Consider the following 21,054-nt stretch of genomic DNA (forward strand, 5'->3'; position numbering starts at 1 on the left):
TATGGAGAAAAAACATGGCGAAGAACTATCAGCAGGACGGTACCACACTGGATTATCACAATGCGGGTGTTGATGCCGTTTCATCCGGTGCGCTGGTGGCGGTCGGCGGAATTGCCGGGGTGGCACACAGCGATATTCCTGCTGGCGAGTGGGGAACACTGCATATGGCCGGTGTTTTTTTGCTGCCTAAAGCGGCAGAAGAAATTTCGGCAGGCCAGAAACTGTATCTGGCTGGCGGCAAGCTGACGGTGGCAAAAGGCGATGATGCAACGCCAAATCCGGTTGTCGGTTCCGCCTGGGGAGCAGCTGAGGCGGATGATGCTGATGTTGCCGTCCGCCTGGGGTTCTGATGAGCCGGTTCCGGGAACGTTTGGCTAAAGCAGATGCCCGGATTAACCGGGCGTTTGCCGAAGAAGTGCCTGCATGCCTGCAAACGGGTGAAGGCCCGCGTCTGGTGACCGTGATTTTTGAATCACCGGATGCGCTGTCGGGTGTACCGGGTGGCGGGGAAATTCAGAACCATTCCCCGGCGTTCAGTGCAATGACTGCGGATATTTCCGGTCTCGAAAAACATGACGGTGTGGTGATCAACACCATCCCTTACCGGGTGACACATATCGGCGCGGATGAAGAAGGGCGGACCCGCGTCACGCTGGCATATGGGGAACCCGGCAAAACACAGCCTCAGATCGATAAATGGAGCTGATATGGCGCGGGAGTCTCGACTGCGGCGGGATTTACCCGTCGATATTGATGTGGATGTTATCTGGCGAATTGCGGACAGTATTGGTGCGACGCAAAAACAGTTCCGTGCAGCATACTCGCGCGCGCTCAGGCGTACTGCCGCCACGCTGCGAAAGAAAGCGATGGCGGATCTGAAAGACGGGCTGGCCCCACGCAGTATGGATCTGGTCCGGCGCCGTTTGCTGTCTTTTCGTCTGGACAGGGGATCGCAGCTGGATAATTTCCGGCTCTGGTTCGGGCTGAATGCCATTAAGGTGAAAGACCTTAAAGGACGAATCAACGGGCGGCTGCGACCGCACCATACCCGGCGTGACCGCAACACGGGGCGTTTTATTAAAGCGCGCCGCCAGGCCGAAAACGCCGGATTTTCCCCGAAAGGTAATCTGCTGAGCGAACGGTCGTTTGAAAACGGGGAGGTGTCCCGTTCAAAACGGGATAATCGCCGGACGGTGGTTATTCGTGATCCCCTGACCCGCCGGACACGCGAAGCAGAAATTGATATCTACGAACCGATGCTGAACTACGTCGAGGACAACGCATTTGCCCAGGCGATGGAGATTTTTATGCATCACTTTGAAACCGACATTCGCGGGCGCGTAAAAGCCCGTATTTCTGTCTGAGGTAACGAACGATGGCCGAGCCACTGTTGCTGGGGCGGTATCACGATGCCGTGACTGACGCATTAAAAAAAATCGGATGGGTGCGTGATACCGGTGCGTATCCGGAACGAAATATTCCCCGCTTTTCGGGCCTGACCACGCCCGCGGTGTATTTCTCGATTAACAGCTGGGAACAGGGCGGAGGTAATGAGGGGCAACTGGGCGTTAATTTAACCTGTGATCTCTTCGTGGTGGTGGATGCTGCCGGATCGGGTGTGAGTCAGCCTGAGATTTTTGTCAGAACCGCTGCGGCCGATATTACCCAATGGATTGACGGGCAGCAGTTTGGTATGGGCCATATTGAGCCTGCGGTTTTCACCACGGCTGAACGTGATGAGTTTGATCCGCGAATGGATGATTATCTGGTCTGGCGTATTTCATTCACCCAGGCGGCTGCATTTGGTACTGACCCCTTTGCAAACAATGGCATGCCTCTGCAGCAGGCCTGGCTGGGTGCTGCACCTGATACGGGCCGTAATCATGTGGATGACTATCAGCTTATCTGGGAGGCTCAGCCCGATGAGTGATATCGCAGGCGACCTGCAGCGCAGACTGGCGAACCTTGTCCGGCGCGGCGTTATCCACTCCGTCAGGCACGATCGCATCCCAAAATGTCGGGTGGATTTGGGGGATATCATCACGACCTGGCTGCCGTTGTGCCAGGGGTTTTCCGGAACAAACCGCGCTGATTCAAATCCTTATGCCGTGGGGGATGCGGTTACGGTCCTGTCCGAAGCCGGAGAACTCAACAACGGACGGGTGTTTCCCGGCTGGAATACGGGAAAGCTGCCGGTGCCGGAAGGAAGCGACAGTGAGCACATTACCCGTTACAGCGACGGGACTGAGATCCGTTATGACAGGGAAGCGCATGCCCTGACGATTACGCTGGCTGATGGCGGAACCTACAAAATTGTCGGTAAAGGTACGCTGGATGGTCCGGTTGAAATTACGGATACCCTGACGGTCCAGGGCAAAACCCAGATTAATGCTGACACGTTGGTTGCAGGAAATATCGGCGCGTCAAAGGAGATAACGGATAAATCCGGCAGTATGAGCAAGATACGTGAAGTATTTAACAACCACGATCACCCCGGCGACAGCGGTGGGCTCACCGATAAACCCAATCAGAAAATGTGACCTGCTGCGGCAGGTTTTTTTTATGCCTGGAGAAAAAGCATGTCTCAGTTACATGGCGTTGAAACTATTGAACTCACCTCGGGTACGGTGGCGGTTACCACGATCCAGACAGCCATTATCGGCCTGGTAGGAACGGCACCGGATGCGTCGGGCGGAACCGCCGCATCGGGATCATCCGGTACACCCATTCTCGATAACGTTATCGACTTCACTGCAACCATTAAGGGGCGGCAAGGCAATGTCATCAATGTCGCTGCGCTGGCCGGACAGCCGGCAGCCGAAAATCCTGCTGCGGTTGTGACGTCAGCAAGCTGGGATCCTGAATCGCTGACACTGAACATCACGCTGGGTTGTGATGAGCACGGTGTTATCACGGCTAAACCCGGAGACGTTGCTGAGGCTGTCGGTGGTGTTGATGGCGCAAAAGTCAGCGCGAGCGGGCGCGGTGACGGGATTGTCCAGTCCTTCAGCCTGCAATTAGCGGGGGGTGAAGATGAACCCTTTCCACTCAATACGCCGGTGGCGGTTGTCGGCACCACGCTGTTATCCCGCCTGGGTGAAAAAGGTACGCTTAAACAGGCACTGACTGATATTAACGATCAGCGTAATGCGCTGACGGTGGTGGTGCGTGTTGCGGATGAAAACGATGAGGCAAAACGACGCGCGGCGGTACTGAAGGGGATCGGCACCCTGTCATCAGCGAAATCTGTTACGACGTACCAGCCGCGTATTGTGATTGCACCGGGTTTCAGTGAGGACGATGCGGTTGGTAAGGGGCTGGAAACCGTGGCCGGGAAATTGCGCGCCGTCGCATATGTTGACTGCGCCTCCGGTGCGACGCTGCAGGAAGTGGTACAGCGTCGCCAGTCCTATGGCGCACGAACTGAACTGTTGCGCCCGCGGGTCCAGGCGAGTGATGCAGATGGCCAGCTGGTTTATCGCCCATACTCTGCGTTTGCTGCCGGATTACGCGCCCGCATCGACTTTGAAAAAGGCTGGTGGTGGAGCAAGTCGAACCAGGACATCAACAACATCCTCGGTGTTGAGCAGATCGATGAATTTATCCTCGGGGATGAGAACTGCGATGCAAACCTGCTCAACATGCAGAACGTGTCCACCATTATCCGCCGGGCGGGTTTTAAACACTGGGGGAACCGCCTGTGTGCAACCAATCCTCAGTGGCGTTTTGAATCTGTCCGCCGTACTGCTGATGTTATTGAGGACAGCATTCAGGAAACCATGCTGGAGTATGTTGACCGCCCACTGGACCGGGAAAATGCGGATGACATTATCGGCACCATCAATGCCTATATGCGGCAACTGGTCGGTCTTGGCGCCATATTCGGTGGGCGGGCCTGGCTGGATGAAGAACTGAACACCGCGGAAACCATGGCGTCGGGTGTCCTGTACATCAACTATGACTTTGGTCCGAAATCGCCGACTGAACTTATCAGCCTGCGCGTCCGGGTGAACAATAACTATGCGCTTGAGGAGATGCTTGCAGCATGAGCGATAAAAACACACTACGCGTCTGGACCTTCTTCCGGCAGGGGATCCGTATTCAGGGGGCGCATGAATTTACGCCGCCGTCTCTGGCAATTGTTAAAACGGATATGCGTACCGGCGCACAGGATGCGCCTACCCCGGTTGATGACGGCATGGAAGCACTGACCTGTCAGGTTAAATTTTATGGGATAGATACGGACATGCTGGCCAGCTTCGGTTTTGTCAGTGGCAGCCGTTCACGCTTTACGGCTTATCAGGGCTATCTCGGTAACGGTACTGCGCGCGGTACGGTTGAGGAAATTGAGGGGTTTGTACAGACCGTCACGCCGGATGCGCGGGGGAAGGACACGCTTTCCGAAAATGCTGTGACGGTTGATATTGCTGTCAGCTACTACCGTCAGTCACTGGACGGGCGAGAACTGTTTGCCATTGATACAGAGCGTTTTGCCCGCCGGGTGAATGGCGTTGATGTCCTTTCAGGTCTGGCTGCCAAAGTGCGTCTCTGATTTCACTGTTATCTCACCACTGTAACGGCCTGCGGGCCGTTTTTTTATGGAGCATCCTATGAGCTTTCCTGGTGAAACCCGCGTTATAAAACTGTATTCCCCCGTATCACTTGATAACGGGGTTGTGATCGATGAAGTCACCATGCGTGAACCGCTGGTTCGTGATCGCATCACTCATGCCAAAGACCGCGGCAACGAAGAAGAGAAAGAAGCCCGCATGATTGCGCTGCTGTGCAATCTCAGTGAACAGGATCTCTGGCTGATGACGGCGGCAGATTACTCACAACTGCTGGATGCCTTTAACGTTTTTATGCTCCCGCCCGCGAAGCGACCGAAGGCGGACTCCTCCGGGCAATAAGATTTCTGGGGCGGCGGCTGCATTTCCCGATGGCGGAATACCTCGATATGCCGTTCAGCACTTTCTCTGTTTTTTTGACCGACGAACTGGAGACGATGAACCGTGGGCGCAATAAGCCAGAACCTTAAGGCCGTCATTACCTTTGGCGGAAACCTGGATAATTCATGGAAACGATCTGCCGATGGTCTGCAAAAAAGCCTGAAAGATGTCGGAAAGCAGTCTGAGCGACTGACAAAAGACCAGACCAAACTGGCAGCAGAAATCAAACGCGCCAAACTGGCCGGTGAAAGCCTGGGCGATTTGAAGCGCCGCTATACCGATGTTTCCAGGGAAATCCGCAAAACGGAGGCAGAGCAACAGAAACTGAATGTACAGATGCAAAAAGCACAGCGCATTCAGGCATTCAAAGGAGCCGGTAAAGGTCTGTTCCGGCGCGGTCTGGGGATCGCCGGGCAGGTGGGCGGGATGTTTGGATCCGGGCTGGCTATTGGCGGTGGCGGCGTGGTGGCTTCAGCACTTGGCACACTGATAGCGCCAGCTGCCACCAATGCTGAAACGGCAACCCGCACGAATGTGGCAAAAAGTTACGGCGTGGACGTGGCCACGTTTAATGCCTGGGATTCTCTGGCGAAGCAGTACGATATGAATGCGGAAAACATTGGCGATCTCTTTGAAGAGTATCTGCACAAATCCGGGGAGTATAAACAGAACGGTAAGCAGAGCTCGCTGCAGGATGCCTTTGAAACGCTCGGGTTCAAAGCAGGTGATTTTGCCGGGCTCAGTGATATGGCGCAATTCGACAAAATTGTTGAACGGGCGCTCAGCCTTCAGGATGAGTCAAAAGCTTCCTTCGCACTGGATTCTCTTTTTGGCGGGGAAGCGAGCAAACTTCTGATGCTTATCAAGCAGTCTGGCCGGAGCTACCGCGACCTGATGGACGAACAGCGGCGCTACAACCTTGTGACCAAAGAGGGCGCTGATGGGGCAGTTGCGGGTAATCAGGCTATCAATAATCTCCGCACTGTTTTCTCTTCTGCGGTCGCAGAAATTTCCGGCCAACTGGGAAATGAACTGGCGCCTGATATCAGGCGCCTGACGGATGATCTTGCCGACTGGTTCAAAGGTGGTGGTGTCAGGCGCATTGTGACTTTTCTGCGAAACGATCTCTATCCCGGCGTTCTGTCTTTCGGGCAGGGGGTGGTTTTTGTCGGCAAAATTATTTACGCCTTGGCTAAAAAACTGTCCTGGCTGTTGCCAGATGACCTGAATGACCAACGTGATGTACTCAAAACGCTTGCTGCTAATGGGGTAGAAAGAGCGCGCTTCAGGGCCAGTCAAAACGGACAGGGGGAATGGTTCGAACAGCAACTGAAAGATCGCCCGGATCTGCCGGAAAAAGTTAAACGCTCCTGGGAATCAACTCGTGGGCTATTTGGCTTTGATTCTGACGATGAGACTTTTAACAAATCACTCGAAAGGTATCTGTCACCAGAAGGCGGCGATACGCTTTTAAACTGGAACACAGCGCTACAGAGGAACAAGGGGCGTTCAGTGCAACCACCCTCTGATTCGTCGGGGGGAGATATCGGGTACTGGGATACCTTACTTCAGCGTATGGACAATCTGGATAAACAGCCACCATCCAGGCAGGTTACAGACAACCGAAAATTCGAATACCGATTCGAAATTAATGCCGCGCCGGGACAGGATGAGAAAGCCATTGCCGATGAAGTGACAACGGTGACGAAAAACAATTCTGCCTTTAATGGTGATAACAGCCTTCTGGATGGGGGACTTCTCTGGTGAGTGAAATTATCCCGATCTTTGAAGATTCCGGTCAGCGCAGTACCGGCGCATTACGGGGTGGGCAGGAAGCCCGCGTCATGATGATGCTGGGGAATTTTGCCTTTTCGATTGATACAACGGCTTATCATCAGCTCACCCGTGAGGCCAGCTGGCGCTGGAGTGAACAGGAACGCATTGGCAAACAGGACCTTCTTCAGTACACCGGAAAGCCCGGGCGTACTGTCAGGCTTGAAGGGCAGTCTCACGCCTTTTTCCGTAAAGGCGTGGAAGGGGTGAATGATTTATTTGATCTTGCCGATCAGGCTAAACCCCAGCAGCTTGTCAGCGGAGAAGGTGATGTGCTTGGGTGGTGGGTGGTGACCGACTTTTCAGACACGACGAGTAAGTTTTTACCGGGTGGCGGTCACCGAAATAAAAACTGGACGATGACGCTGAAACACTATGCCGACGATCTATCAAACCCGTGACGGGGACGTACTGGATGCGATTTGTGCCGTGCATTACGGTACTGAAAATCTTTCAGACTCAGTGACTCAGGTTCTGGAGGCCAATCAGGGGCTGGCGGAGCAGGGGGCTGTGTATCCTTCCGGCTTGTATATCACATTGCCGGATCTGGTAATGCCCGTTGCGGAATCGCCATTTAGTTTATGGGATTAATATGGCAGATCAGACAGCAAGGCCGGAATATGCGCCGGCATTCAGCATACAGGCCGAAGGGAAAGATATAACCCGGGTGCTGCAAGAGTGCCTGAGTGAACTGACCCTGACGGATTATGGTGGGGCAACAGCAAAAGCAGATGAACTGAAAATCAGTCTCATCTCTGAAACGCTGGCGCTTCCCACCAAAGGTGCCCGGCTTCAGGTCGCTCTGGGATTCAATGAACAACTGATCGATAAAGGCTGGTTTGTTGTCAGTGGCGTCTCGAGCGGTGGCCCGCCAAGGCGTATCGAGCTGTATGCGACCGCCGCGCCGATGAATGCACAGAAACAACCCGGAGACGTGACAAGCCAGAAGACACGGAGCTGGGATAACCTTCGCCTTGCCGATATTGTCAAAACCGTGGCCACCGACAACGGGCTTATTCCCCGCGTGGCCGACGCACTGAAAGATATTCATATCAGCCACATCGATCAGGTGGCGGAATCTGATGCCAACCTGCTCGCAAGGCTTGCACGTGACTACAATGCAGTGAGCAAACCATCAGGCGGTTACTGGCTTTTTTTGCAGCAGGGAGCCACGGTAACGGCTTCAGGGAAACAGACTGGCGGGATAACCATCACACCGGATGAAGTATCAAACTGGTCCTACAGTGAAGGTGAGCGGGGGAGTTCGACGGGGAAAGCTACGGGGAGCGGAGGAAAAGCCAAAGAGAAAATCGGTGTGCGTTATTACGACGAGGAGGATGGTACGACAAAGACCTCCACGGTTGAACATGATGGCCCGGCGATGATCAATCCCTATACCCAGTCGGAGAAAACCACTGCCGAGCAACAGGCAAACTCCAGGAAAACCCAGGCGAAACGTAACGAGCAGAAAATGACGCTCACGGGGCCATGTCGCCCCAAACATGTTCCGCTGACAGCAGAGGCAGGTGTGACGACTTCCGGTTTTGGCTCCCGTGAGGATCGGGCCTGGGTGGTTGAGTCTCTGGTCTTTTCTCTGACGTCAGCAGGATTCAGCTACACCTACAACCTTGTCGTGGACATTCGTAAACCCGCAGCGGCTTCGAAAAAATCAGAAAAGCAGGACAAAACAGGCCCGTCCTACTTCGGTTAACCCTTCCGCCATCCGGCGAATCAGCAACGGAATTTAATCATGAACGGTGTAAACAACCGGACCGGAAAACGCCTGTCCGGCGTCGCCCATTTGCGCCAGTCCGTCAGCGACATACTGACCACGCCCATCGGGAGCCGGGTTCTTGTCCGTGACTATGGCAGTGATCTGTTTTCGCTGGTGGATAACCCACGGGATGATATGACCCGTCTACAAATAATCGCCGCGTCTGCGACCGCACTGGCCCGGTGGGAGACGCGGCTGAAGGTAACCCGTGTGCTTGTTTCCTTTCCTGAAGGGAAGTCCGGCTGTGTACTGGATATCGAGGGGATCAACAAGGAAACCAATTTACCTGTCAGAACGGGAGACATAACGATTTATGGCAAGCAGCTATGACGTGATCAACCTGTCAGAACTGGACGTACCGGATGCCATTGTGGTGCCGGATGCGACGGAAATCTTCACCCGGTGGCTGGCGCGCCTGCGGGAACTTGATGAGCAGTTTGATGCGCTGGTGGAATCCGATCCGACGTTTAAACAGGGGGAAGTGAATGCCTATCAGCTGACGCTGGCTTTTCAGCGGGTTAATGATGCCGTGCGGGCGGTATTTCTCGCGAGTGCAAAAGAGGCTGACCTTGACCAGATAGGTGCCGCATTCAACGTTAAGCGGCAGGTGATTAAGCCCGGCGATCCACTTGCTGTTCCGCCTGTGGAGCCTGAGCTGGAAGGCGATGCGGCATTTCGCGAACGTATCCAGCTTTCATGGGCACAGCTGAATACAGCAGGCGCGCGTAACGCTTACCGCTTTCATGCAAAGTCTGCCGATACAGATGTGCTGGATGCAGATGCCTATGGGCCGGAAACCCATAACCGGCCCGGCTACGTTGATGTCTATGTCCTGTCCCGTACCGGGGATGGGACAGCGGGACAGCCCCTGCTTGATAAGGTTAACAGCACACTGAATGCGGATGAAATCCGCCCGTTAACGGACTATGTGACGATAAAAAGTGCCACGATTGCAAACTATGCTGTTACGGCAGAACTGGAAATTCCGGAAGGACCGGACGCCAGTACGGTGCTGAATAATGCCATCGATGTTTTACGGTCATACACCACGCTTTCCCATCGGATTAAAACCGTCGTCCCCCTGTCTGCCATTTATGCAGCTCTGCAGCAATCCGGTGTGGTCAGGGTAAGACTGATTTCTCCGGTGGCAGATCTGGAAGCGGAAGCGGGTAAAGCACCGTGGTGTACCGCCATCAATGTCACCCGCAGGGAGGTCAGCAGCAATGACGGCTAAGTTTCGATCCCTGCTGCCTCCTGGCGCATTTCATGAAGAGCGGGCGCAGGAGCAGGCCAGCGCTGAGCAAATCGCCACTCTCGATACCAATATGGTGCGCAAGTCCAAAAACCCTGATACCTGCCCGGCGCATCTTCTCCCTTGGCTGGCCTGGGAGCATGCTGTTGATTTCTGGGATGACAGCTGGACAGAGGCGCAAAAGCGGCAGGTGATAAAAGATGCCGCTTATGTTCATCAGCACAGGGGAACGGCCGGGGCGGTACGCCGTTCTCTTGGGTCAGTGAACCTGCCCACGACCGTGGTTGAGTGGTGGGAAGACACCCCACGCGCTGTACCTTACACCTTCCGGATCGAAGTACAGAGCAGTGAAGGGGTCAGTGACGCTCTCTATCATCAGATCCGCCAGCTTACTGACCGTGCCAAGAACCTGCGTAGCTATCTGAGCAAAATTGATGTGATGGCGAATGTGGGTATGGACGGTGCTTTTTATTTTTCGGGTGCGACAACAGCGCATATCGATGTGGACATTTTTGCCGGGGAATCTCATGGCTGATTACTACTCAATTATCACTAACCGGGGTAAAGAACTGGAGGCAGAGGCGCTTGCCAGTGGTCGTCTGATTGCACTGACTCACTTTGTGGTGGGTGACAGTAATGGCAAGCAGGTCAGGCCTGATCCGGCGCAAGTCCGGTTGATTAATGAAACTTACCGGGGAGATATCGCTGATCTGGTTGTGTCCCCGGAACAGTCCACGCAGTTAATGGCGAAAATCGTTCTGCCGACCGGGATTGGTGGATTTACCGTTCGTGAAGTCGGTTTAATGACGGATACCGGAGAACTTTACGCGGTGGCAAACTGCCCATCGATCGATAAACCTGTTGGTGGTGTCAGTGTAAATATGCAGTTTCGCCTGGCAGTATCAGATACCTCAAGCATCACGCTGAATGTTTCCACAGGAGACGGATTATTTCTGCGTATAGACCAGAACCTGAAAGAGATAAAAGCGCGTGGCGCGGAAGCACAAAAAACATCGCGGGAGTCAATTGGTGTCGTTGATGGTTCTACACAACAAAAGGGATTGCTCCAGCTTAACAGTGCGGTGAACAGCACCAGTGAAACACAGTCAGCGACTCCACTGGCTGTCAAAATCGCGATGGATAATGCGAATGCGCGACTGGCTAAAGACCGGAACGGCAATGATATTCCTAATCCGCAGTTGTTTGTCCAGAATATCGGTTTAAAGCCCACGGTTGATAAGGCTGCTAATGCCGTTGATAAAAACGGCGACACAATGACCGGGGGACTGACGCTGGTAGAAAGTGATATTGTCCTAAAAACATCCAGTTCAGACAGCCCGCAGTACACAATTATTAATACCACAACGGGGGCATCTGTGAATATGGACCTTATTGACAGAAGGTTTCGTATTTTTGGTGTTCCGTGGGGTGGTGGTCCTGTTAAACAATTTACGTTCGATCTGGAAACTGGCGAGTTCAGTATTCCGCAGGCCAGTATAAGATTTGGGTCGGGTATCATCCAGGCTGATGCAAATATTTACGGCGCTGCATGGGGAGAGAACGGTAATTCGGGCTGGATAAATATTTGGATAAACAATCGCATTAATGAGGCGAAAACATGGGTTAACCAAAATTTTATTACTGGTGTGAAACGTGGTGCACAGAGCAGTATGGTTATGGATGGCGGACTGGTGGAAGCTCCTTCTGGCTGCGTCCTGACTGGCGGGAACGGAAACGAGAGCAATCAGGTCGGTATCGCTTTATATCGTCCTCTGCAAGTATGGCGAAATGGTGGCTGGGTAACGATTGGTGATTAAAAAATGAAATTAACTAATTTACAACGCTATATTCCTGACGAGTATTTTTTGGGTGATGATATTCAATATTTTATCGATGCCACAGGAAAGGACTGGTATAAATCGCTGTCTCAATTCACAAAGAAATACAGCCTGGCAATCGAAAACGATACTGGCATTATTCGTAGTATCAGCGAAGATGCATCACGGCTTTATCCCGGTGGTTTGACGGTTGTTGATGTTGACAGTATTCCTGATGGTTGTGACATCTTCGGGGGATGGGTTTTTGACGGGGAAAAAGTTATTCCACGCCAGTACACAGATGAAGAACTAAAGCGGCAGGCAGAAGCAAAAAAACAGGCGCTGCTTATGGAAGCCGATGCCGCGATTACACCACTTGAACGGGCAGTCAGGTTAGGCATGGCAACCGATAAAGAAATAGCACTGCTCACTGAATGGGAAAGATATTCGGTACTGATAAGCAGGATTGATACCAGTAATCCGCTGGAAATTGCCTGGCCGGACAAACCTGAACAATAGGGTGCTGTGTTGGGAATCAATCCGCTGCAGCTTTTACGAAGCGATGCTGTAGCGGATGTTGAAAGGCTTTATGCGCTTACTGACCAGAATTCAGTTTCTTCAAACATTTCCTGAACTGTCTGACTTATCTGTTCTTTCTCCTGCTTGCTGGCATCAGTGTTGATCGCCGGCAGTGTCATCATCGGTTTTATCCGAATATCAGCATCGGGGAAGAACTCTCCCTCATACTCAGTCCCCCATGGGTGCTATCATTATCACAATGTTTGTAAATGTAGGGGGACATTTACTTGATTGAAATGCAGACATAGATCTCACTTATATAGTTTTGTACTATATTATGATGTTAGTTTCTAATGAAAAGTATAAAGAAAAATCCATTATGGCCGATAACCTATTTTAATTGTATTTTCGACATTGTAAATTGATAGTGGAATGTATGGTGTCACAAAGGGTTAAGATATATTAGAGGTTGATATGATAAATAATTACAAATTGACTAAACTTAAGCCCTATGTGATATCAATCACATTTTCATTCTTGATTTTTTCCTCGTTAACTGAGGTTTCTACTTATTATATATATAAGGAACGTATCGATTCATATACAGAACGAGTATTGAATAGAAGTGTTAGTCTCATTCAACAGATTGATAAAATAAATGATGATTATGAGATATTTGATGCTTATAGTCCCTGTAGTGAACTACAACTTCATGCTGTAAGAGTCGCTCTATGGCCTTATGCACTTATAAAGGATATATCATTTATTTCTAATGGGGCAATTACTTGTACTGCGTTGTGGGGAAAGTTGCCAGCACCATTATCACTCAATATATACGATAGAAAAGTCGAAAAGGATAATTTGACGTGGTTTTTTGGCGTGTTGTTGGAAAATAATGTTAAAGCTGATTTACTAAGCAACCAGAAGTTAGCTATAACGATTTCACCATTTGCTTTTAACGGATTTGTTACAGACCATGAAGAGAAGGGGTTTTCTGCCATTGTCGGCAATAGAGACCACTCTCTTCATTTGTTTAAGTTTGGTGATCAAGTCGATCTGCTTGAGGGGGCTAAACATGATAAGTCCTATCAATTAGGACTTATTACTACGCAAAGTTGTAATGGGAAGCATGACATCTGTGTCATGGGAGGAGTTAAATTTCCTTGGGTGAGTTTCGATAATTCGTTAATAATCTTGTTGATTGCATTCACATCTACTGTAACAGGTGTCCTTTTAGGTGTTGTTTATAACCAAAGAGTTGCACGTAAACAATCATTAGCATCAAGATTAAAAAACGCCATAAGAAGTGAATCATTATATCTTGTATATCAACCTATTTATAAAATAAAAACTGGTAAGATTATTGGTGTGGAGGCACTAATTAGATGGGATGATTATGATATTGGTAGTATTCCACCTGATATATTTATTCCTATTGCTGAGGAGCATGGTTTAATTCAAGATGTAAGTAACCTTGTATTTCGAATGGTAGTAAAAGAAGCCAGGTCTCTTTCTGAAAAATTTAATGTTTTTATAAGCATTAATGTTAGTTCTCAAGATCTTTTGTCTGAATCTTTTCAAGGAAAAGTGTTTCAGATGATCGATGAATTAAATATAGAGCCTGGAATGATAATGATGGAATTAACAGAAAGACAAAGTGCGGATCTAAATTCACTCCAAAAGGTAATTTCTTTATTTAATGATAAAGGCATTTCAATAGCCATTGATGATTTCGGGACAGGCTATTCAAATTTAAACTGGCTGTCAAGTTTGCAAATAGATGAAATTAAAATTGATAAATCAATTACAGACTCTATTGATGAATACTCTATAAGTAATAATGTATTATCAGGATTAGTTGAGATTTTTAAAGATATAACCCATAAAGTCGTATTCGAAGGTGTAGAAACATCAACTCAGGTTAATTATTTAACTGAAATGTTCCCTGAGTGCGGTGTACAGGGATGGTATTACTCAAAGCCGTTACCTATAGATAAATTGACAGAGTTAGTCGAGGATGCCAATTTGCCTTAATATTTATTACTTTATTTTCATTGTTTTCACATTCTATATAACACGCGTAACCGCAGGCTATATAAAGAAGGATTTTGATATCTTGCCGCATTCAATCGGCTAGTTGGTTCAAAATTGTATGGAATGCCGCGTACAGCTTCTTCAGAGAGCAGGCGAGATAGTCTTCACGCGACATTGACTGGGAAAATCTCCCACACATTTTCACCTCTAAGCCGTACTTTGAGGTATAGGTTTTAGCTCATAAAGTGTTGGTATATTAAGTATGGATAAATGAGTAACTAGTTGAATTTTATGAAGTGGAAATATTGTGGATATACCAGCGAGAAAAGTTAAGTTATTGAAAATAGTACCGATAAAATCGGTCTCGAAAACCGGAGTAGGGGCAACTCTACCGGGGGTTCAAATCCCCCTCTCTCCGCCACTATTCAAACACTTGCACGCCTTGCTTTCAACGACAGCAGTCACGGATGTTTTTTTCTTTGAGTATCCTCACAAGTTTGTCGTTCTATTGCCTTCGTGACATAAAAATCCGCTTCAAATAAACAAAAAGCCCGCTTCATATGAAGCAGGCCTGATACGTATTGTGCAAAATTAGAACTGGTAGACTAAACCAATGGCAACAATATCGTCAGTTGCGATGCCATTGCTTTCATAGAAGCTGTCATCTTCATCCAGCAGGTTGATTTTGTAATCAACGTAGGTGGACATGTTTTTGTTGAAGTAATAAGTCATACCCACATCAACATATTTGACCAGATCTTTGTCGACGTAACGCCAGTTACCATGGCTCACTTCCTGACCACCTAAATCACTGCCCTTGGACTGCAGGTAAGCGATGGACGGACGCAGACCATAATCGAACTGGTATTGAGCTACAACTTCAAAGTTTTGCGTTTTGTTTGCGATACCGCCATTGCTTTCGCCATTACCGCCGCCGTAATAGGTCATATTGCGGGTTTCTGCATACATGGCTGCCAGGTAAACGTTGTTAGCGTCGTACTTCGCACCAACAGTCCAGGCTTCAGCTGTTTCGCCGCCAGCGTAGTTGTTGCGTTTGTTTATACCATCCTGGTAACCGCGAGCAACCTGGTCATCAGTACGATCAGAACTGGAGTACGCTGCACCGAGGCTTAAACCGAAGTCAAAGTCATAAGAGGTGGACATACCGAAACCGTCGCCGTTTTCTTTCGCCAGTTTGCGGTTTTCACTATTACCAGAACCTTCCTGACCTACGCTGCTACCTTCATTATTACCCTGATACTGCAGGGCGAAGTTCAGGCCATCAGCCAGACCAAAGAAGCCGTGGTTACGATAAGTAGCAACGCCGTTGGTACGACCCAGCATATACACGTCGGTCTGAGTGTAAGTATCACCACCGAATTCTGGCAGCATATCGGTCCAGGCTTCAACGTCGTACACGACGCCGTAGTTACGACCGTAATCGAAGGTGCCGTTTTCAGCAAAGCCCAGGCCTGCGAAAGCCAAACGAGTCCAGGAATCGCCTTTGTCACCTTCGGTGCCGTTGGCCTGAATATTATATTCCCACTGACCGTAGCCAGTCAGCATATCGTTGATCTGCGTTTCGCCCTTAAAGCCCAGACGCGCATAGGTTTGATCGCCGTCGCTGCCAGCATCGTCAGAGAAATAACGCAGACCATCGACTTTTCCGTACAGATCCAGTTTATTGCCGTTTTTATTATAAATTTCAGCCGCATTTGCTGCGCCTGCAGCTAATAAAGCTGGGAGAAGCAGTGCCAGTACTTTTCTTTTCATTATGTATTCCCTTTATTTAATAATTAAAATGAATATGTAGTGATGTCCCAAAAACTACATTTTGATACTATCTATGAAGTTCATTTAATTTAAAGAATAACATGTAACAATTATATTTTAGATATTTCAAAATGTTTCTATTTGAGTTTTTTAAATTATTTTTATATATATTTATTGTTTTCATTCAAAACATAAATACATGATTATCAATTGATTTATATCTTTTGTTCTGATATCTGCCGTGTGTATTTTATATGTTTTTATTATTGTTTTTATGCTTGTCAGAATAATTTATTATCAATGCTGCATGTGGAAATTATAAATTGATATTTATTATGAATATTATTTAATAATTGATTTTTGCTATAAAAGAAGACAGACAGTGGTTCAGGGTAAAAATTATTGCTAAGGTGGTTTTCTTTATGTAAAGGGAGAGAGCATGGAACTCCACGACTGGCAGTCGAGATTTGAAGCCTGGTTACGTGAAAATCATTCAGGGCACGACGCTGCCCATGACATCTTTCACTTTCGCCGCGTGTGGCAGACGGCTCAAAAGCTGAGCACGGATGCGAACGTAGACTGGCTGGTGGTGCTGACCGCGTGCTATTTCCACGATCTTGTCAGCTTACCGAAAAATCATCCGGAACGTCATCGCTCATCGGTACTGGCAGCCCAGGAAACCTGTCGTGTACTGTCACAGGACTTTCCTGAATTTCCTCAGGATCGGCTGCATGCGGTGAGTCACGCTATCGCAGCGCACAGTTTTAGCGCAAAAATTACGCCCACGACACTTGAAGCCAAAATCGTTCAGGATGCCGATCGACTTGAGGCGCTCGGTGCTATCGGTCTGGCGCGCGTGTTCGCCGTTTCTGGCTCGCTGGGTGTGGCATTGTTTGATGCGGAGGATCCGTTTGCCCGGCAGCGTAGCCTCGATGATAAACAGTACGCGCTTGATCATTTCCAGACCAAACTGCTGACGTTGCCACTGACAATGCAAACTGAACAAGGGCGGCATTTAGCACAGCATAATGCTGACTTTTTATTGACGTATATGGCAAAACTCAGCGCAGAATTAAAAGGAGAATATGAAATGTTGGATCTTGCGGCGATTCAACCCCTTAAAGCATATCAGTAGTCGTCATTGCTGAAACGTCAATTGCACCAATTTATGTTAACCTGTCAACTATCCATTTCGGCCGGTTAAACGTATGCAGGATAATTTATCAGTAGCAGGCTCCATGAACCCGATGACAGATGATAACGAGGCCGCCGCACAGGTGATTTTGGCTAAGTTGCTTGAAATATACGATGTGAAAACGCTGGTTGCTCATCTGAATGGTGTTGGTGAGAATCGCTGGAGTCCGGCCATCTTTAAGCGTGTGGTCGCCAATGAAACATGGCATCGGCTCAGCGACGCTGAGCTGGCTCATCTGAACGCCATGCTACCGACGCCGCCTGCGCATCATCCACATTATGCTTTTCGCTTTATCGATCTTTTTGCTGGTATTGGCGGAATTCGTCGCGGTTTTGAAGCGATTGGCGGGCAGTGCGTGTTTACCAGCGAGTGGAACAAGCATGCGGTGCGCACCTACAAGGCGAATCACTACTGCGATCCTCTGCAGCACCACTTTAATGAAGATATTCGTGATATTACGCTCAGCCATCATGAGGGGGTGAGTGACGAGCAGGCTGCAGAGCATATTCGTCAACATGTTCCCGAGCATGATGTCCTGCTGGCCGGCTTCCCTTGCCAGCCATTTTCTCTGGCGGGTGTATCAAAGAAAAACGCGTTAGGGCGTGCCCACGGTTTTGCCTGTGATACGCAAGGCACGCTTTTTTTTGACGTGGTGCGAATTATCGACGCGCGGCGACCGGCTATATTTGTGCTCGAAAACGTTAAAAATCTGAAGAGTCATGACCAGGGAAAAACCTTTCGCATCATCATGCAAACGCTGGATGAACTGGGCTATGACGTGGCGGATGCAGCAGATAATGGCCCTGATGATCCGAAGATTATCGATGGGCAACATTTTTTACCCCAGCATCGCGAACGTATCGTGCTCGTCGGCTTTCGACGTGATCTGAGCTTGAAGTCAGACTTTACGTTGCGCGATATTGTCAGCCGCTACCCTCAGCGTCGAACGACGCTCGCAGAGCTGCTTGAACCGACTGTTGATGCGAAATATGTGCTGACACCGGTCCTGTGGAAATACCTGTATCGCTATGCGAAAAAACATCAGGCACGGGGCAATGGGTTTGGCTACGGTATGGTCTATCCCGGCAATCCCGATAGCGTAACGCGTACATTATCCGCACGTTACTATAAGGATGGGGCTGAAATTTTGATAGACCGTGGCTGGGATATGGCGCTGGGTGAACAGGATTTCGATGATCCCGCCAATCAGCGACATCGTCCTCGTCGATTAACGCCAAGAGAGTGCGCTCGCCTGATGGGGTTTGAGTCTCCTCAGGGTTACCAGTTTCGCATTCCGGTATCAGATACCCAGGCTTACCGCCAGTTCGGTAATTCAGTGGTCGTCCCGGCATTTGCGGCGGTAGCCAAACTGCTGGAGCCGAAGATCAAACAGGCTGTTGCGCTCCGTGAGAAAGAACAGCAGCATGGCAGACGTTCACGATAAGGCGACACGCAGTAAAAATATGCGGGCGATAGGGACCCGCGATACGGCGATCGAAAAACGTCTGGCCGACATCTTGACGGAGCAGGGGGTAACGTTTCGCGCGCAGGATGCAACGTTGCCCGGTCGCCCCGATTTTGTGGTGGATGACTACCGTTGCGTTCTCTTTACCCACGGCTGTTTCTGGCATCAGCACAACTGCTATCTCTTTAAAGTCCCGGCAACCCGCACGGCGTTCTGGCTGGAGAAGATAGGAAAAAATGTGGTGCGTGATAAGCGGGACTGCGAAAAATTGCAGTCGTTGGGATGGCGGGTCTTGATTGTCTGGGAATGCGCCCTGCGTGGGCGTGATAAACTGGATAATGAGGCACTGTCTGAACGGGTTATCGAGTGGATCTGCGGCGGCGGCGCCACCGCGCAGATCGACACTCAGGGCATTCATTTACTGTAACGACTTTTCCGATGGGGCTGCGACCGCGTCAGCTTTGACCGGGAATAAGTATTTCCCCAGCGTCACCAATACCACGGCAAAAACAATGACTCCGAGCGCCAGCCACTCGATCAACGCCAGGCTTTCACCTCCCAGCCCCGTACCTAACAGAACCGCCACTACCGGGTTGACGTAGGCATAGCTGGTGGCTAACGCCGGGCTTACATTACGAATAAGGAACATATAAGCGTTAATCGCAATAATTGAGCCGAACAGGGCGAGATATGCCACCGCCATAAAACCGGAGAAGGTTGGCATCGTGGTCAGCTTTTCTCCACTGAGCAGCGATGCGCACATCAGCACAATACCCGCGGCTAACATTTCAATAGCACCGGCCATCATGCCAACGGGCAAGGTTATACGTGAGCCGTACACGGAGCCAAATGCCCAGCTCATTGAACCAATCAGGATTAATACTGCCCCCCAGGGATTACCACTCAAGTTACCACCGCTGTTAAGCATGATGATCCCGGCGAGTCCAATTGCGATCCCCATCCATTCCAGTTTGCGTGTTTTGATGCCAAAAAAGTGGCTAAAGCACAGCGTAAACAGCGGGACGGTGGCAACCACTACGGCGGCAATACCGGAAGGAACATTTTGATGTTCTGCAACAGTAACCAGCCCATTACCCACGGCCAGCAGCAGGATACCAATTAACGCGGCGTTCAGGAGCTGGCGCAGAGGCGGTAGCTTGTGTCCGCGAAGAAGTAAAAAAAGTGTTAATAACACTCCAGCAGAGAGAAAACGTACGCCAGCCATCATCAACGGCGGCCAACTTTCAACGCCAATGCGAATAACGAAGTACGTGGAACCCCAAATGATGTACAGCGCAAATAGCGCACTGAAAAGCGGTAACAATTGCCTGAAACGCATAATCCCTCACGGTGGAAATAAAAAGGTGCAACATAGTAAACGTCAAAACTATCATGCTGGCGAGACTTATAATTGCCTGCTGTTGTTAAATAATTGTTGACCAGAAAGGTCTGTTTCAGCATGGCGTGTTTTACTTCATACTTATGGCTGCAAAACAATAATATTGAGGATTAAAATTTTGGCAGGAAGTAGCTTACTCACCTTGCTTGATGACATCGCCACGCTTCTGGACGATATCTCAGTGATGGGAAAACTGGCCGCGAAAAAAACGGCGGGTGTGCTGGGAGACGATTTGTCGCTTAACGCGCAACAGGTATCGGGCGTGCGGGCGAACCGCGAGCTTCCGGTGGTCTGGAGTGTGGCTAAAGGATCTTTCGTCAACAAAGTTATCCTGGTGCCGCTGGCGCTATTGATCAGCGCCTTCATTCCATGGGCTATCACCCCCTTATTGATGATTGGTGGGGCGTTCCTCTGTTTTGAGGGCGTGGAAAAAGTGCTTCACACCCTGGAAGCGCGAAAACAAAAAGAGACCCCAGAGGAGCGTCAGCAGCGTCTGACATCGTTGGCGGCGCAGGATCCTCTCACCTTTGAGAAAGATAAAATCAAAGGGGCGATACGTACTGACTTTATTTTATCTGCAGAGATTGTGGCCATTACGTTGGGTATTGTGGCGGATGCGCCGTTGTTGAATCAGGTACTGGTTTTGTCGGGTATTGCTTTGGTGGTGACCGTTGGCGTATATGGTCTGGTCGGTATTATTGTGAAGCTCGATGATATTGGCTACTGGCTGGCAGAAAAGCGCAGCGCACTGGCTCAGGCCCTGGGTAAGGGATTGCTGGTGGTTGCTCCCTGGCTCATGAAATCACTTTCCGTGGTCGGCACGCTGGCGATGTTTTTAGTCGGTGGCGGCATTGTGGTACACGGCATTGCGCCGCTGCATCATGCGATTGAGCAATTTGCCCAACAGCAGAGTTCATTCATTGCTCTGATGCTTCCGACTCTGCTTAATCTGGTGCTCGGCTTTATTATCGGTGGGATCGTGGTGGTGCTGGTAAAAATGGTTGCCAGGTTACGCGGAGTTTCGCACTAATTGTCGCCTGCCAG

At 49.9% G+C, this 21,054-nt stretch carries 24 protein-coding genes and 1 pseudogene; 22 read left to right on the plus strand and 3 right to left on the minus strand.

Annotation, left to right across the window (positions count from 1 at the left end; translation table 11 throughout):
* Positions 1-14: 14 nt before the first annotated feature.
* The 17 genes from G8S19_RS08465 to G8S19_RS08545 all read left to right on the plus strand — a co-directional run bounded on the left by G8S19_RS08465 (position 15) and on the right by G8S19_RS08545 (position 12,144).
* A complete protein-coding gene (locus tag G8S19_RS08465; protein WP_101743206.1) occupies positions 15-350 on the plus strand; it encodes a capsid cement protein in 336 nt (111 codons plus the stop codon).
* The gene (locus G8S19_RS08470) at positions 350-706 is read left to right on the plus strand and encodes a head-tail joining protein (protein WP_040230736.1); all 357 of its coding nucleotides are present in this window, start codon (positions 350-352) and stop codon (positions 704-706) included. The genes G8S19_RS08465 and G8S19_RS08470 overlap by 1 nt, the downstream gene beginning before the upstream one ends.
* A 1-nt stretch (position 707) precedes the next feature.
* Positions 708-1,364, plus strand: coding sequence for a hypothetical protein (locus G8S19_RS08475; RefSeq protein ID WP_115643208.1), 657 nt, complete (start codon positions 708-710; stop codon positions 1,362-1,364).
* Positions 1,365-1,375: 11 nt separating this feature from the next.
* Positions 1,376-1,930, plus strand: coding sequence for a hypothetical protein (locus tag G8S19_RS08480; protein ID WP_149691522.1), 555 nt, complete (start codon positions 1,376-1,378; stop codon positions 1,928-1,930).
* Positions 1,923-2,540, plus strand: coding sequence for a phage baseplate assembly protein V (locus G8S19_RS08485; protein ID WP_137345673.1), 618 nt, complete (start codon positions 1,923-1,925; stop codon positions 2,538-2,540). The genes G8S19_RS08480 and G8S19_RS08485 overlap by 8 nt, the downstream gene beginning before the upstream one ends.
* A 39-nt stretch (positions 2,541-2,579) precedes the next feature.
* Positions 2,580-4,049, plus strand: a complete 1,470-nt coding sequence (locus G8S19_RS08490) for a phage tail sheath C-terminal domain-containing protein (protein WP_149691523.1) — start codon at positions 2,580-2,582, stop codon at positions 4,047-4,049.
* The gene (locus G8S19_RS08495) at positions 4,046-4,552 is read left to right on the plus strand and encodes a phage major tail tube protein (protein WP_086523770.1); all 507 of its coding nucleotides are present in this window, start codon (positions 4,046-4,048) and stop codon (positions 4,550-4,552) included. Before G8S19_RS08490 ends, G8S19_RS08495 begins: the two co-directional genes overlap by 4 nt.
* A 58-nt stretch (positions 4,553-4,610) precedes the next feature.
* A complete protein-coding gene (locus G8S19_RS08500) occupies positions 4,611-4,910 on the plus strand; it encodes a phage tail assembly protein (RefSeq protein WP_115643213.1) in 300 nt (99 codons plus the stop codon).
* A 102-nt stretch (positions 4,911-5,012) separates the two neighbouring features.
* Positions 5,013-6,716, plus strand: a complete 1,704-nt coding sequence (locus tag G8S19_RS08505; protein WP_149691524.1) for a hypothetical protein — start codon at positions 5,013-5,015, stop codon at positions 6,714-6,716.
* Positions 6,717-6,721: 5 nt separating this feature from the next.
* Positions 6,722-7,183 carry a phage tail protein gene (locus G8S19_RS08510; protein WP_370528815.1) on the plus strand — a complete coding sequence of 154 codons (462 nt, stop codon included), beginning with the start codon at positions 6,722-6,724 and terminating at the stop codon, positions 7,181-7,183.
* Entirely contained in the window at positions 7,158-7,373 is a 216-nt protein-coding gene (locus G8S19_RS08515; RefSeq protein WP_086523767.1) for a tail protein X, read from the plus strand. The genes G8S19_RS08510 and G8S19_RS08515 overlap by 26 nt, the downstream gene beginning before the upstream one ends.
* Before the next feature lies 1 nt (position 7,374).
* Complete coding sequence (locus tag G8S19_RS08520; RefSeq protein WP_086523766.1) at positions 7,375-8,493, plus strand: contractile injection system protein, VgrG/Pvc8 family; 1,119 nt, start codon at positions 7,375-7,377, stop codon at positions 8,491-8,493.
* A 39-nt stretch (positions 8,494-8,532) separates the two neighbouring features.
* Positions 8,533-8,886 (plus strand): GPW/gp25 family protein, encoded by a 354-nt coding sequence (locus G8S19_RS08525; protein WP_101743195.1) that lies wholly within the window; start codon positions 8,533-8,535, stop codon positions 8,884-8,886.
* Positions 8,870-9,790, plus strand: a complete 921-nt coding sequence (locus G8S19_RS08530; protein WP_086523764.1) for a baseplate J/gp47 family protein — start codon at positions 8,870-8,872, stop codon at positions 9,788-9,790. Before G8S19_RS08525 ends, G8S19_RS08530 begins: the two co-directional genes overlap by 17 nt.
* A complete protein-coding gene (locus tag G8S19_RS08535) occupies positions 9,780-10,343 on the plus strand; it encodes a phage tail protein I (RefSeq protein WP_137379073.1) in 564 nt (187 codons plus the stop codon). The genes G8S19_RS08530 and G8S19_RS08535 overlap by 11 nt, the downstream gene beginning before the upstream one ends.
* Positions 10,336-11,625, plus strand: coding sequence for a phage tail protein (locus G8S19_RS22470; protein ID WP_343287094.1), 1,290 nt, complete (start codon positions 10,336-10,338; stop codon positions 11,623-11,625). The genes G8S19_RS08535 and G8S19_RS22470 overlap by 8 nt, the downstream gene beginning before the upstream one ends.
* Before the next feature lie 3 nt (positions 11,626-11,628).
* Complete coding sequence (locus G8S19_RS08545; RefSeq protein WP_149691525.1) at positions 11,629-12,144, plus strand: tail fiber assembly protein; 516 nt, start codon at positions 11,629-11,631, stop codon at positions 12,142-12,144.
* A gap of 68 nt (positions 12,145-12,212) precedes the next feature.
* Here G8S19_RS08545 and G8S19_RS08550 read toward each other — a convergent pair.
* Positions 12,213-12,356: pseudogene (locus G8S19_RS08550) on the minus strand (DinI-like family protein); the annotation flags it as partial.
* A gap of 262 nt (positions 12,357-12,618) precedes the next feature.
* On the opposite strand from G8S19_RS08550, the gene G8S19_RS08555 reads away from it, so the two are divergent.
* Positions 12,619-14,178: an EAL domain-containing protein gene (locus G8S19_RS08555; RefSeq protein ID WP_199945835.1), complete on the plus strand. Its 1,560-nt coding sequence runs from the start codon at positions 12,619-12,621 to the stop codon at positions 14,176-14,178.
* Positions 14,179-14,769: 591 nt separating this feature from the next.
* Here the strand turns inward: G8S19_RS08555 and ompC are convergent.
* Positions 14,770-15,951 (minus strand): porin OmpC, encoded by a 1,182-nt coding sequence (ompC, locus tag G8S19_RS08560; protein WP_253686436.1) that lies wholly within the window; start codon positions 15,949-15,951, stop codon positions 14,770-14,772.
* 439 nt (positions 15,952-16,390) lie between these two features.
* Here ompC and G8S19_RS08565 point away from each other — a divergent pair, with 439 nt between their 5' ends.
* From G8S19_RS08565 to G8S19_RS08575, 3 genes are all read left to right on the plus strand, one after another.
* Entirely contained in the window at positions 16,391-17,086 is a 696-nt protein-coding gene (locus G8S19_RS08565) for a phosphohydrolase (RefSeq protein ID WP_172741535.1), read from the plus strand.
* 73 nt (positions 17,087-17,159) lie between these two features.
* Positions 17,160-18,590 carry a DNA cytosine methyltransferase gene (locus G8S19_RS08570; protein ID WP_253686438.1) on the plus strand — a complete coding sequence of 477 codons (1,431 nt, stop codon included), beginning with the start codon at positions 17,160-17,162 and terminating at the stop codon, positions 18,588-18,590.
* Positions 18,571-19,038 carry a very short patch repair endonuclease gene (locus G8S19_RS08575; RefSeq protein WP_101743177.1) on the plus strand — a complete coding sequence of 156 codons (468 nt, stop codon included), beginning with the start codon at positions 18,571-18,573 and terminating at the stop codon, positions 19,036-19,038. The genes G8S19_RS08570 and G8S19_RS08575 overlap by 20 nt, the downstream gene beginning before the upstream one ends.
* On the opposite strand, the gene yedA is transcribed toward G8S19_RS08575, so the two are convergent.
* The gene (gene yedA, locus G8S19_RS08580) at positions 19,030-19,950 is read right to left on the minus strand and encodes a drug/metabolite exporter YedA (RefSeq protein ID WP_061068110.1); all 921 of its coding nucleotides are present in this window, start codon (positions 19,948-19,950) and stop codon (positions 19,030-19,032) included. The two genes, G8S19_RS08575 and yedA, sit on opposite strands and share 9 nt — an antisense overlap.
* A gap of 178 nt (positions 19,951-20,128) precedes the next feature.
* On the opposite strand from yedA, the gene G8S19_RS08585 reads away from it, so the two are divergent.
* The gene (locus tag G8S19_RS08585) at positions 20,129-21,040 is read left to right on the plus strand and encodes a DUF808 domain-containing protein (protein ID WP_048211301.1); all 912 of its coding nucleotides are present in this window, start codon (positions 20,129-20,131) and stop codon (positions 21,038-21,040) included.
* Positions 21,041-21,054: the final 14 nt, after the last annotated feature.

This window comes from Citrobacter sp. SX206 (assembly GCF_024181025.1).
GTDB lineage: Bacteria > Pseudomonadota > Gammaproteobacteria > Enterobacterales > Enterobacteriaceae > Citrobacter > Citrobacter youngae.

Excerpts from the sequence above, each read along its gene's own strand:
- G8S19_RS22470 (WP_343287094.1), top strand. The coding sequence starts at position 10,336 with ATGGCTGATTACTACTCAATTATCACTAACCGGGGTAAAGAACTGGAG.
- G8S19_RS08475 (WP_115643208.1), top strand. The coding sequence starts at position 708 with ATGGCGCGGGAGTCTCGACTGCGGCGGGATTTACCCGTCGATATTGAT.
- G8S19_RS08485 (WP_137345673.1), top strand. The coding sequence starts at position 1,923 with ATGAGTGATATCGCAGGCGACCTGCAGCGCAGACTGGCGAACCTTGTC.
- G8S19_RS08530 (WP_086523764.1), top strand. The coding sequence starts at position 8,870 with ATGGCAAGCAGCTATGACGTGATCAACCTGTCAGAACTGGACGTACCG.
- G8S19_RS08575 (WP_101743177.1), top strand. The coding sequence starts at position 18,571 with ATGGCAGACGTTCACGATAAGGCGACACGCAGTAAAAATATGCGGGCG.
- G8S19_RS08555 (WP_199945835.1), top strand. The coding sequence starts at position 12,619 with ATGATAAATAATTACAAATTGACTAAACTTAAGCCCTATGTGATATCA.
- G8S19_RS08500 (WP_115643213.1), top strand. The coding sequence starts at position 4,611 with ATGAGCTTTCCTGGTGAAACCCGCGTTATAAAACTGTATTCCCCCGTA.
- G8S19_RS08480 (WP_149691522.1), top strand. The coding sequence starts at position 1,376 with ATGGCCGAGCCACTGTTGCTGGGGCGGTATCACGATGCCGTGACTGAC.
- G8S19_RS08470 (WP_040230736.1), top strand. The coding sequence starts at position 350 with ATGAGCCGGTTCCGGGAACGTTTGGCTAAAGCAGATGCCCGGATTAAC.
- G8S19_RS08565 (WP_172741535.1), top strand. The coding sequence starts at position 16,391 with ATGGAACTCCACGACTGGCAGTCGAGATTTGAAGCCTGGTTACGTGAA.
- yedA (WP_061068110.1), bottom strand. The coding sequence starts at position 19,950 with ATGCGTTTCAGGCAATTGTTACCGCTTTTCAGTGCGCTATTTGCGCTG.
- G8S19_RS08545 (WP_149691525.1), top strand. The coding sequence starts at position 11,629 with ATGAAATTAACTAATTTACAACGCTATATTCCTGACGAGTATTTTTTG.
- G8S19_RS08495 (WP_086523770.1), top strand. The coding sequence starts at position 4,046 with ATGAGCGATAAAAACACACTACGCGTCTGGACCTTCTTCCGGCAGGGG.
- ompC (WP_253686436.1), bottom strand. The coding sequence starts at position 15,951 with ATGAAAAGAAAAGTACTGGCACTGCTTCTCCCAGCTTTATTAGCTGCA.
- G8S19_RS08525 (WP_101743195.1), top strand. The coding sequence starts at position 8,533 with ATGAACGGTGTAAACAACCGGACCGGAAAACGCCTGTCCGGCGTCGCC.
- G8S19_RS08465 (WP_101743206.1), top strand. The coding sequence starts at position 15 with ATGGCGAAGAACTATCAGCAGGACGGTACCACACTGGATTATCACAAT.
- G8S19_RS08490 (WP_149691523.1), top strand. The coding sequence starts at position 2,580 with ATGTCTCAGTTACATGGCGTTGAAACTATTGAACTCACCTCGGGTACG.
- G8S19_RS08515 (WP_086523767.1), top strand. The coding sequence starts at position 7,158 with ATGCCGACGATCTATCAAACCCGTGACGGGGACGTACTGGATGCGATT.
- G8S19_RS08570 (WP_253686438.1), top strand. The coding sequence starts at position 17,160 with ATGCAGGATAATTTATCAGTAGCAGGCTCCATGAACCCGATGACAGAT.
- G8S19_RS08520 (WP_086523766.1), top strand. The coding sequence starts at position 7,375 with ATGGCAGATCAGACAGCAAGGCCGGAATATGCGCCGGCATTCAGCATA.
- G8S19_RS08535 (WP_137379073.1), top strand. The coding sequence starts at position 9,780 with ATGACGGCTAAGTTTCGATCCCTGCTGCCTCCTGGCGCATTTCATGAA.